This window comes from Rothia sp. HMSC073B08, assembly GCF_001812975.1.
GTDB lineage: Bacteria > Actinomycetota > Actinomycetes > Actinomycetales > Micrococcaceae > Rothia > Rothia mucilaginosa.
In genome coordinates this window covers 39,424-50,738 of record NZ_KV811082.1, presented here as the reverse complement: position 1 = coordinate 50,738, position 11,315 = coordinate 39,424, and the positions used below count along the sequence as shown (strand labels likewise).

Genomic DNA, 11,315 nt, shown 5'->3' with positions numbered 1-11,315 from the left:
GATATTTCAGAAAGTAGGACTCTTCATGATCCGCCATTACCTATAGAGTACTCCCGCCCCGTGACGGCGGTCAAGCCGTTTCGTCGCCGAAGCATGCTCGGGGGTTTCTACCCGCCGGTGAGGCTCTAGCTAAGGGGCAAGTAGCCTCACCGGCAGGTAGGTTTTTCGGGCTAGGACTCACCCAATAGCGCGAGCGCTGCCTCGCGGGCGGCAAGCGCCTCCTCCGTCACGCGCGGGGTCACCGCGGCCAGGGCACGCAGGCTCTTCGCCAGCACCGTGGAGCCCTTCATCTTCGGCTCCAGGACCGCGGGAATCTCAACCGGCGTGCCGTACAGTTCGGCAAGCTCCACCGCCAAGCGCACATAGTCGCCGCCCTTCGTCAGCTCACCGACCATCGGCAACAGCAGGCGCAGAACCTGCAACACACGCCAACCCGCCAGCGGACTAATAGCCGAAACCTCACGCAGGGTCGCCACCAGGCGGTTCGGAAGAACCATCCCGTCCTCCAGAGCCCACTTCAGGGTCTCTGCGAAGGTTCCTGTATCCAGCAGGCCCGCCTCAAAGAGTGCCGCAATGGCCTCTGCCGCCGCCAGACGGTACTCAGGGTTCTTCGCGCTCGCCACATAGCCGAGCAGGGTGCAGGTCGGGGCGCCCACCTGCACGGTGGACTCCCTCAGCGCGCGCAGAAGCGGCAATACGGGAGTCGCATTTTTATAGTCGAGTACAGCCCTCCCCGCGAACAAGAAGTATGCCGAGAGCAAGTCCGGGTTGTTCTGAAGCAACCAGGACGCCCATTCGGTGAGTGCCGGGAGGAAATCACCCAGCCAGCTGTCGACCCTGTCGAGATTCAGCAAATATACGAAGGGAATGAAGGCGGTGTTAAGAGCTTCGTAGGCGGTAGCCTCCTCGGGGCTCATGCCAGCGGTTGCGTGGCTCAGCACCTCGCGCGCCTTATCCGCGGTATCCGCAATGTCGCCCTTGACCTGCCACATGGGCTGGTACTCCACGAACTTCTCGGCGTCAAAGTTTTCGAAGCCGGCCTCGCGAAGACGACCTTCCTGGCTGGCTTGCCTGTATTCCTCAATTCGATCAAAATCGAGACCGCGGTTGTAGCCACTCCAGGGGATGTCCAGGGCAGAAACAGTGCGATAAGTCCAGTTGCTGTAGGTCAGCTGCCGGGCGGGTAGCGGGGCACTCAGCAGACGCACCGTGCGTCCTTCCGTGCGGTACTCTCCCCCGGCGGCGACGGCACGCATCTGTTCCCGGAAAATCTCGTGGAGGTCGCGGTAACCCTTCAACGGCTTGTAGTCAGCATTCCAGAGATGGTGTTTATTCTGAATAGTCAGACGTATCATCTCTTCCTTGCTCAGGAGCGCGTTACTCGGGCAGGCTCGTGCAACCATCTCACTACGGTCGGAATACTGCAGGAGCGGCGTCAGCTCAGGTAACTCCCACGACTCGTATCCCGCGGCCTCGGCGTTAGCTACCAGCACGGCGCACAGCGCAGGCATGTACGCGACGTTGTTGTAGTAATATTCGCTGGCAATCTTGCGCAGGGTGCGAAGCTGCTGCTGTTCCACTGGTGCCAGCTTGTCGGTCGCGGCAAAGTGGTAAAGACGCGACAGGTTCTCTCCCCGGGTGCTGGGAGATTCGTCCTCGGTAATTCGACCCGAGGTGGTGTTCGACTCCTCCGTCAGCAGAGTGCAGAACTCTTCCAAATTTGCGATGGATGCAACAGGTTCTCGATGCTCAACGCCGGGCAACAGCACCGGCGGCACCTCTACGGAGGCGCCCGCCGCCTCCGCCTCTTCCTGCTGGGGTAGGCGGTCTTCGGGCAGGCAGGCTTCCGCGGCGCCGCGCAGTTCTAGGGGTAGCACCTCGTAGGCTTCGAGGACGCGCTCAGCAATGTAGTTGGCGAGCGCCAGCTGCTCGGCGGTTTGCGCCTTCTTGCGCTTGGCCTTGCTCACGCCGGCGTACTGGGTGGCGATGAGCTTGAGCAGGCGCAGGGCGCCGCGCTGAATCTTCTTTTCGGTGCGGTAGAGGTTCGCGCCGAGTGCGTCGATGAGCTGTTCCAGGTCGATCTGTTCGAGGGGCTGCAGGTCGGGGGTCTTCTGCAGAGCGGCGGGTGCGCAGGCTTTGAGGACGTTCTGCAGCATGGTCTGCGCGAACCCGACGGAGGCGCTGGGCTCCGCAGTGAGAACAGCCATGAGCTGCCCGAATCGTGCCCGATTTTCTGCGTCGGTGGGTTGCAGGTCCGTGTAGACGGAGTGGAACGCAGCCGAGTTGAAGGCACTGAAATCGCTGGTCAGGCCGCGTAGCAGGGCGTCCAGAATCTCGTCACGAATATCGAAGTATTCGCCCATGAGGCGGCAGAGTTCCGCGCTTTCGCCCATGTGGTTGCCGTAGCCCTTGAAGAGTACCCCCTCGGTGCGGAAGACCGCCCAGAATTCCTGGTCGAGCAGGGTCATGTCGCGGGTGAAGAAGGTCTTGAGCTGGGCGTGGTTGCTGGCGCTTCCCTTCTTCACGCAGGGCAGGGCCTCGTGCAGGAAAAGAACCAGGTATTCGGGGGCCTCGCAGCTCAGGTTGCGGGCGCGAAGCAGCGTGTAGCAGGTTTCCCAAATCTTCTTCGAGCGAGCCCAAGAGTTGGGCAGCCCCTCAATAAAACGCAGAATCCACTCGTCGGGGCGTTCGGTGGCGCCGAGCAGGAACGCGTCAATCAGCTGCTGGTCGGGGCGTCCCTCCCAGAGCAGGGTGCGCATGGCGCGGCCGGCGGAGCGGTGGTATTCCCACGGGTCGCCGTCGGGGGTGCGCACGAGCGCCCCGGCAACGTAGGCGGCGAGCGGGGTGCGGTTAATGTGGTCGCTACCGATGACGCTCTTGGGGGTGAGGGTCCGGGCGAGGGAAGCGCGTTCCTCCTCGGTGGCGCCGGTGATGACGGCGTGGTATTCCTGCACGTCAGTTGATTCTGCCGCGATGAGGGCTTTGAGGGCGGCGCGGCGCTCTTCGAGGGTGCGCTCCCCTGCGTTATGCTCGCTGGCGCTGCGCTCGTTAGGGTTGTGCGGCTGGGCGGTATCAGTCATCGGTACCTGCTTTCGGAGTTGATGGTGAATGGTTGTGAAGAGTTAAACGGAAGTGTCGAACGGGGGCCGGTTGAGCGGTTAGCCCTGCACCTGGTTGAGGATATTCCGGGCGTACCGCGCCTTCTGCGAAGAACCGGTCAGCGAACCCAACCAGGCACGCAGCGGCTCATCCACAAGCTGTGCACGGGTGGCAGGGGCGAGAGTCGCCAACGCCTGGCTGAAGGCGCCCAGCAGCTTACCGAGCGAGTTCGCCCCGGTATCCAGGTGCGGTATGAGGCGCGCGAAGAAGCGCACCGCCGCCCGCGCATCCAGCTGGGCGAAGTCGGTGAGGGCGAGCGCCCAACGGTTCAGCATCGCCAGCGGCACAAAGTTCACGAAGCCTGCCGTGGCGTCCTCAAGGCTGAGCTGGTCGTCCAGCACGCGGTGCATGATTTCCACGGCGAGGGAACGAATCTCGACGCGCTGCTCCGAGAAGCCCGCGGCAAACACGAACGCGCAGGCGGGACCCCACACGCCGGGGTGCGCCGCCAACGCCAAATACAGGCTTCGGTCGAAGGCGCTGTGATCCAAGATGTACCAGTTGCTACTGGCGCAGTAGAAAGCCAGCGGTTCTGCCCGCGAGGGGTAGAGCAGGGCGTACTGTCCTTCTTCGCTGTGGTGGGCGGTGGCGAGGCCGCGGAAAGCATTCAGCTCGGGGGTGGAAGCACCGTGCGCCACCCCGTTCAGCTGAAGGCCCCAGCTTTTCTCCCTCTGGGATACCGTGATGGATTCCAGGTAGGGGTTGACGCGCCCGGTGGCGAGGGTGCCGTCGAGGGCGGAGCGGAGCACGCGAATCTGGGTAGGAGCAGAGCGCGGAGCGTCTTCCTCAGCGTTCTTCACGTATTGCTCTTCGAGGCTTTCAAGCAGAGTCAGCGCCTCAGCTCGGCGGCTCTGTGCATCCTGTCGCTGCTCGTCGGTAGCGTACGGAGGCAGAACCTCCGGCACGCGCACACGCAGTAGCGCCGCCGTGAAATCCTGGCGCAGGATGGGGGCTCCGTCAGCCAGGTTCTTGGCGTACCGGCGCACCAGGGTATCCGGATGCACCCACCCGCCGAACAGTTCGGGGGTGGCGAGCGGGGTGTAGCTCTGCCTGCTCTGCAGCACGCCGAGGGCGTCCTTGAATCCGGTGCTGAAGAACGTGGCGTGGCGGGAGTACATGGTGTGCAGGTTCGGCACCGTACCGGGGTCTTCTTTCGGGGTCATCTCCGACGCCTTCGCACGCTCACGCAGCTTCCCGGCGGCGGCAAGAACCGTCATGTGCGCGCGCATGTCGAACCACTCTAAACCCCAGTGGTTCAGCTTTTTCAGGCAGATAGGAACAAGCTGTTCGAGCAGGTTCGGGCTCTGTGCAGTGCCGTCGGCGCTGAGCAGGTAGGCGGTGAGTAGTTCCAGCTCCAGCTCGCATCCGGCGTGCGTTTCGGGCTGGTCTGCTTCGTTGAGCGTGTCGGGGGTAGCGCAGGGCGCGACCTGGTGGTGCAGGAGCGCGCGGGCGCGTTCTTGCACGTCGGATGCGGTCACGGGGCGCACGGGGGTGTCCCAGTACCGGTGGATTACGGCGCGGGAGGCGGCGAGCGCCTCCGCGGCGGCGGCCTCAATGTCAGCAGCTTCAGTGAGGGCGGCGTCTTCCGTGCCGCTCCCCTGACTATTCCCCTGCCCGGTGTTCTGTGCCTCTGCCAGCAGCGGCGAGCCCTTTTCCTGAATCTGCGCCACAACCAGCGGATCCAGCTGGGAACGGTAATCGCGGTAGAGTTCACGGGCACGCTCGGCGAACACGATAGCGTCGGCGCTCGCATCGTCTGCGGCGCCCGCCTGCACCCATTCTTCGAGGTGGTTGAGGGCGGCGGCTTGAACCTGCGCGTGGGTGTGGCTGAGCGCCATGACCACGGCGTCTTCGCAGGCGGCAGCGTCGAGGGTTCCCGCCCGGTACAGCGCTTGGAGCATGGTCAGGATTTTAAGTGCGTTTGCTTTGGTTCCGGCGCATACGGCGGGTGCCGCGTAGGCGAAGGCGGTAGCATCCAGCGCCTGCGGGTTTTTGCTCCAGAGGCGGTGAATATGCTGCACACCAAGGGTTACGCTCGGGCCGATGGGCGAGGAGAAAAGCGTCAGAAATTCGCTCTGACGTGCCGCAATTTCTTCGGCGGTGAGTTTGAGTCCGGTGACCAGGCGTGAGAACCAGCCGACCCGGTACGCCGGGAAGTCGCTCATGAGGGAGCTCAGGAGCGCATCAATGAGGCGGTCGCGGCTAATCAGCCCGGTTTCGGTGGCTTCGATGAGAGCGCAGGACCAGCCGGGGGTGTTGACCTTCTGCCCGGGCTTGTAGGAGTCACGCTGGGTGAGGGATACGTCCCGGTTACCTTCGACGGCGAGCATACCCCAGATAAGTTCTTCGCGGAGCTGTTCGTCCTCACGCAGCAGCGGGAAAATCAGCTCGCGGTCGCAGTTGATGAGGGCGGTGTAGTATTCCTCGTTGTGTTCGAGACGCGCCCCGCCGTAGAGCTCAGCTAGGCGCATGGCAACACCTCCGGTGAACCAGCCGAACTCTGCGTAGGCTTTAACGCGGTCCTGCGTGACGGTTCCGGGCGTGTTTTTACCGAGCTGGGAGCCGTATGGGGTGGTGGTGATGTCGAAGTACTGCCAGCGGCGGTAAATCTGTTCGAGGGTACCGCCGACCGCCAGGATGTTGGCGAGGTTGCGGTTGAAGTGCATGATGTCGCTCCAGGTTTTCTGCTGCCTGGTGAGCGGGTAAATGACTTCGCCGGGGAGCGGCTCGGTGATGACACCTTCGGGGAAGGTATGCGTTTCGGGGCGTTTGCTCATGGTGGTCTTTCGGGAGGAAGCTGAGGGGAGCTTTTGGGACGTCGTCTTTTAGTGCGGTGCGTGGTGTGTCGGGGTGTTTACCCTAGCCGGCGGCGTGTTCGCGGTAGAGAATACTGACCGCCAGCGCGTGCTTGCAGGGGCCGCGCGTACCGCGGTACTTCAACCACCAGGGGCAGGAGCAGAGGTACCCCTCCACGGCGTACGGGTCGGCGGGCAGCACCACGGTGTACGTGTTCGCGCCGCTACGCACACTGTACTCGCCGGTGCCGTGCTCCCCCGCACCGACCCGCTCAATAGCGCCGGAGTCGGCAAGCTTTTTCGCGCCGACCAGGCGCGGGTGCATGGCGGTCAGCGCCTCCGGATGCACGGGCAGCGGGCGGTGGAAATACTCGCCAGCATGCGCGTCAAAACCAACCTGACCGGAGGAAGCCAGCAGGGCGAGGGCGTCGCGTGTTGCCGCCTCATCCAGGCCTGCGCGGGCAGACATGACGGGCACGTCAATGCGCGGCTCGAAGGAAAGCAGCACGCTGAGCATGTCAGCATTCTGCGCGGTGTTCGGGTTAGACAGCGCCTGCAGCACGGATCCCTCACCGGAGAATCCGCGTGACTTTTCGGGGCTCAAACCAATGCTCAGGCGTGCGCCGGGCAGGTGCGCCACCCACACACTGGGCACGGGCGCGTTACCAGCGGTCACGGGCTCACTGTACGCGTCCAGGCGCTGAATGTGGCGGATGAGCGGCTCAAGCACGCGCAGACGCTCGGGGCCCGCCACGCATACAGATCCGGCGGTGGCGCGGGTGGCAAGCCGCAGGGAACGCACCGCGCGGGTCGCCCACAGGACCGCCTTGGTGCTGGAGTTACGCGGCAGGGAGTGGATGAAGGTTCGGGCGGCGGCAGCGTCCAGGCTGTGCACGGGGCTCATGCGGGATGAGAGCATCTGCGTTTCTGCAAAGCCCTTGAGCCAGCGGATGGGCAGCGGCACTTTTTCTTCCATGACGGAGCCGTCAAGGGTGGTGGTGAGCAGCCCGTCGTCGCCGACGTTCAGGTGGATGGGCTCCCCTGCCCTGAGGGAGGCGAGCGCGGCGCGCAGGGGCGGGTTGACGTCTACGTTGGTGACACCTACGGCGCTGTGGCTGGCGTCGAGCGCGCTCGAGTCAACGTCGAGGCGCGCGTACACTCCGCAGCAGGCGCTGAAGGATTCGAAGCGTAGGCCTTCGGCGGTGCTGGTGACGACGGGGTCTGCGGCGCGTAGGGCTCCGGCGAGGGAGCTGGGCGGTACGTAGAAGCGGGTGCGGGCGACCCGGGCGACGACCAGTAGTGCGGTGGCGTAGACGTCTGCTCGTTCGAGGAACCCGGAGAAGAAGTACGGGTGGGAGGCGGCACCTTCGGGGGTGCTGCCGCCGCTGGTGGCGAGGCTGAGCGCGCGGGAGTCGGCGCCGTCGATGAGGGCTGACGGGGCGGTGTACGTGTAGTCGAGGGTGTAGGCGCTCATGGCTTCTTTGCCTTTCGTATGTGGTGTATACGTCCTATCATGCCGTAAAGATTCGCGCCCCGCTACCGCTTTCGTCATTGCCGTTTGGTGCATAAAAAATCCCCGGCATTCTCGGTTGAGAAGTGCCGGGGAGAAGCTCTTGTCGCTCACCCGCGATGGGGTGGGCGTGGGCTCTGGTAGAGGCTGGCTAGACGACGATCTGGCCGTTGAAGCGCATTGCCAGGCCGTACAGGACCACTGCGATAACCCAGATGACGATCACGGTGACGGTCAGGCGGATCAGGTTCTTGGACGCCATACCGGAGGAGTTCAGGGAGTTGGTCATACCGCCGCCGAACATGTCGGAGAGGCCGCCGCCCTGACCGCGGTTGAGCAGCACAAGCATTACTGCGATCACGCTGGTGATGGCGATGATGACCATGAGTACGTTCATGATGACGTCCATGGGGACCTTCCTTCGTTGTCTTCTGGTGGGGTGCCTGGGCTGCGGGGCGCAGACAGACGGGTTTAACTATACGCTACAGCCGCCATTCGGTCACGTTGAGGCGGCTTTTTACGCGGCGCGGTTACTGCGGCGCTGGTATTCGCTGGGGGTCAGCTGCAGTGCTGCGGGGCGGTCGGTGAGCACACGCTGGGCGGTGAGTTCGTCGCCTTCGGTGTCGTAGGCGCGCACATATCCGCCGTCGATGAGGTAGTAGGTGAACTGCTGCGCGGCTGCCCAGTAGGCGCCTCCTTCAGCGTAGAAGCCCTGGTCTACCCAGTCGCGCAGGGTGAGGGTGACGGGGATTTCCGGTGAGGAGGTGCGGCTGTAGAGCTGGTCGAGGAATGCTTCTCGGCGGCTCTCGAAGTACTGGTATTCGGGCGAGGGTTCCTGGTATTCTGCGCCGCCTGCGTAGCCGATGTTGCCGCCGTCGTTGCCGGGTAGGCGCGGGGCACTCACTTTGCGGTTGCGCAGGTAGCTGTAGAGGATCATGCCGACGAGGGCTGCGATGACCAGGGAAAAACCAAAGCTGAACATGCCGTTAAGTGTACGGGGCGAACCGCGGAGTCGGCGTGTTTTGGGCGGGTTTTGTGGTTAGGGGCGAACGCGCCCGGCTCTTCTCCCCCGCCTCATACACCCTCCTCTTACGCCTGACTCATGCACCCGGCTCTTACGCCCGCCTCGTACGTCAACCGCTATCTCCGGTGGCGGTTAAATGGTTCAGCGCCCGGTCGGGTGGGTACCCGCCGGGCGCTGTAACGCTATGAGACGCTGTGGTGCGTCGGGGTTTTATGCGTCGAAGCGTGCGATTGCTGCGAATTCGTCAGCCTGCAGGGATGCGCCGCCGACGAGCACGCCGTCCACGTCTTCCTTGCCCATGATGGAGGGTGCGGAGGAGGACTTGACGGAGCCGCCGTAGAGAACGCGGACCTTCTCTGCAACGTCTGCGGAGTAGAGCTTAGCGATTTCTGCGCGGATTGCTGCGGACATTTCCTGAGCGTCGTCTGCGGTTGCGACCTTGCCGGTGCCGATTGCCCAGACGGGCTCGTATGCGATGACGAGGGTCTCTGCCTGCTCTGCGGTCAGACCTGCGATGGAGCCGCGCAGCTGCTCGAGGGTGTACTCGACGTGGGTGCCTGCTTCGCGAATTTCGAGGGGCTCACCGACGCAGAGGACGGGGGTCAGGCCGTGCTTGTATGCTGCCTGGACCTTTGCTGCGCACAGCTCGTCGCTTTCGTGGTGGTAGGTGCGGCGCTCGGAGTGGCCGACGAGCACGAAGGTTGCGCCGAGCTTGGAGAGGAATGCGCCGGAGATTTCGCCGGTGTATGCGCCGGAGTCGTGGACGGAGAGGTCCTGGCCGCCGTAGAGGATGTCCAGCTTGTCGCCTTCGACGAGGGTCTGCACGGAGCGGATGTCGGTGAAGGGCGGGAAGACGGCTACTTCGGTTGCGGAGAAGTTGAAGTTTGCGTCGTCGAGGGTCCATGCGAGCTTCTGGACGAGGGTGACTGCCTCTGCGTGGTTGAGGTTCATCTTCCAGTTGCCTGCGATGAGGGGCTTACGCGACATAGTTCGCTCCTTAGCTTTCCCGCGCGGTATGCCGTGCGGGGTTGTTGTTCGGAATTTTCCTTTTCTATTTTAGAGGGTTGGCGGCATATTTTCACTGGTTCGGCGCGGTTTTATGCTGTGCCTTGACTATTCTCACCCCGCGTTCATCGGTTTCTTTCGACCCTTGCCGTTTTGCGGGTTCTGTAGCCATTTAAACGGGTGCAGGGGAAGCCTCATATCGACTTCCCCTGCGGATGCGCTTCCTCGGTTTGTTGGAAGCTACAGCTGCCCGAATCCTTGCGGGTAGATCGGCTCGTAGGTGTTGCGGATGCTGTAGCCGTCGCGGTCAGCCACAATCACCCACTGCCCGCGCAGATGCTCCACAGCCAGCGAGAAACGCCCCAGGTACCTCAAATATTTGTGAATATCCTGCTTCTCGCCCGTCTCCTTAACATAAAACGCGAGGTTCGTAGCCTTATTCGTGTACAGGGTGCTCACCAGGATATTTCGGCTCGTATTTTTAGGTTTCTCACCCGCAATAAGATCATCAACAACGTTGGCGCTCAGCACGTTCTTGTCAGCCGAAATAACCCATCCGCGCTTCTCCCTGTACAGGCGAAGAATTTCGGGGTGCAGCACCTTTTCCGGGTCCGTGACCTTAGAAAGAGGCTCCGTATCGCCCGTGTGGTAGAAGTAATTCATCGACGCGAAGTAGTACGCCAAGAACGCGTACAGGCCAGCGCGGTCGTAGTTATCCATTCCGGGCTGTTGAATAGGGTACGGCACGTTCTGCGCCGCCTGCGCCTCGGTGGCAGGAATGAAGCGACCCTTACGCTCAAACGCCGTGTAAACCAACGGCCCGGAAGAGGTCCCCAAGGTACGGAGCTCATCGTACTTTTCCGTGGGTTCCAGGCGCACAAATTCCTGGTCACGCTTCTTATCGGCTTGAGACTCCGAACCCGTCCCGTTGAGCAGTTTAGTACCCCAACCAAAAGCCACCGCAACGAGGGCGGCACCAGCGAACACGCCAGCTCGTATAAACTTGGCGCGAGTAATCACAGACCTCATGAGCGCTCGTTGCTCGTTATATCCAGATCGGTTATATCCGGGTCCGCCAAAGTTATTCGTCATGCTTCTCTCCCCTCCTCTAGCTCAGGCTATTTTCTGGAATGAATTGGACGGGCCTCCACTCATTCGTGAATTGTGTGCGTAGAGTCCCGTGGATTGCGCCGTCACGGATCAGGCCGCGCGTATCAAAATCAGTGATGGGGTACACCTGGTTCGTGTCTTTGCGGTACACCTGAACTTCGGGAAGGATATCGAACCGCACGTTCCATTCCACAATTTTTAGCGTCTCGTCGATGAGGCGCGGCTGCCCCTCCAGCAGGTTCATGGTCAGAATCTGGGGGTTAGGGGTAATGACCCAGCCTTTACCTTCTTCGTAGAGGTCCTGAATGGCGGGGAAAAACATTTCTTCGCTGATATTGTCCATCCTCAGAACTGCCGGTTCCGAGGCGAGAATCATGTAGTTTTGGCAGGCGTAGTAGTAGCCCAGGTAGGGGCGCAGGTTCCTCGCCGCATAGTGCCTCGGCCTGTACCTCACGCCCGGGGCGGGTGCCGAGTAGGCGGGGTGGTCCCGGTTTGCGGGTGTGTAGGGTCCAATCACGCCATCGGCAACGTACGGGTATGTTCCGGTGTAGTCTTTTTCGTCAAAGAGCGCTTGAGTGTCTATGGGCATTCTTTCCCTCCCTGGATTCCATGTTCATGAGCTACTGAGTACACGAGCTGCTGAGTTTGCGAGCTGCCGAGGCGGTTCTGGGCTGCTCGGGGCGGCTGGGCTCAGCACCTGGGCGTCTTCGCC

Annotated in this window: 8 protein-coding genes; all 8 read right to left on the bottom strand. The window is 62.4% G+C overall.

The features are described 5' to 3' along the window. Positions 1 to 170 precede the first annotated feature (170 nt). The 8 genes from HMPREF2884_RS06455 to HMPREF2884_RS06420 all read right to left on the bottom strand — a co-directional run bounded on the left by HMPREF2884_RS06455 (position 171) and on the right by HMPREF2884_RS06420 (position 11,192). Positions 171 to 3,080: an endonuclease gene (locus tag HMPREF2884_RS06455; protein ID WP_070616325.1), complete on the bottom strand. Its 2,910-nt coding sequence runs from the start codon at positions 3,078 to 3,080 to the stop codon at positions 171 to 173. 78 nt (positions 3,081 to 3,158) lie between these two features. Then, entirely contained in the window at positions 3,159 to 5,936 is a 2,778-nt protein-coding gene (locus HMPREF2884_RS06450; RefSeq protein ID WP_070616324.1) for a DUF6493 family protein, read from the bottom strand. A gap of 82 nt (positions 5,937 to 6,018) precedes the next feature. After that, positions 6,019 to 7,428: an SWIM zinc finger family protein gene (locus tag HMPREF2884_RS06445; protein ID WP_049349690.1), complete on the bottom strand. Its 1,410-nt coding sequence runs from the start codon at positions 7,426 to 7,428 to the stop codon at positions 6,019 to 6,021. Positions 7,429 to 7,615: 187 nt separating this feature from the next. After that, the gene (gene secG / locus HMPREF2884_RS06440) at positions 7,616 to 7,873 is read right to left on the bottom strand and encodes a preprotein translocase subunit SecG (RefSeq protein ID WP_005506130.1); all 258 of its coding nucleotides are present in this window, start codon (positions 7,871 to 7,873) and stop codon (positions 7,616 to 7,618) included. 108 nt (positions 7,874 to 7,981) lie between these two features. Then, positions 7,982 to 8,446 (bottom strand): hypothetical protein, encoded by a 465-nt coding sequence (locus HMPREF2884_RS06435; protein WP_044143857.1) that lies wholly within the window; start codon positions 8,444 to 8,446, stop codon positions 7,982 to 7,984. 252 nt (positions 8,447 to 8,698) lie between these two features. Then, positions 8,699 to 9,475, bottom strand: coding sequence for a triose-phosphate isomerase (gene tpiA, locus HMPREF2884_RS06430; protein WP_005509126.1), 777 nt, complete (start codon positions 9,473 to 9,475; stop codon positions 8,699 to 8,701). A 258-nt stretch (positions 9,476 to 9,733) separates the two neighbouring features. Then, positions 9,734 to 10,522, bottom strand: coding sequence for a DUF6318 family protein (locus tag HMPREF2884_RS06425; RefSeq protein ID WP_246822831.1), 789 nt, complete (start codon positions 10,520 to 10,522; stop codon positions 9,734 to 9,736). Between the two features lie 79 nt (positions 10,523 to 10,601). Continuing rightward, positions 10,602 to 11,192: a DUF6318 family protein gene (locus HMPREF2884_RS06420; RefSeq protein ID WP_070616322.1), complete on the bottom strand. Its 591-nt coding sequence runs from the start codon at positions 11,190 to 11,192 to the stop codon at positions 10,602 to 10,604. Positions 11,193 to 11,315: the final 123 nt, after the last annotated feature.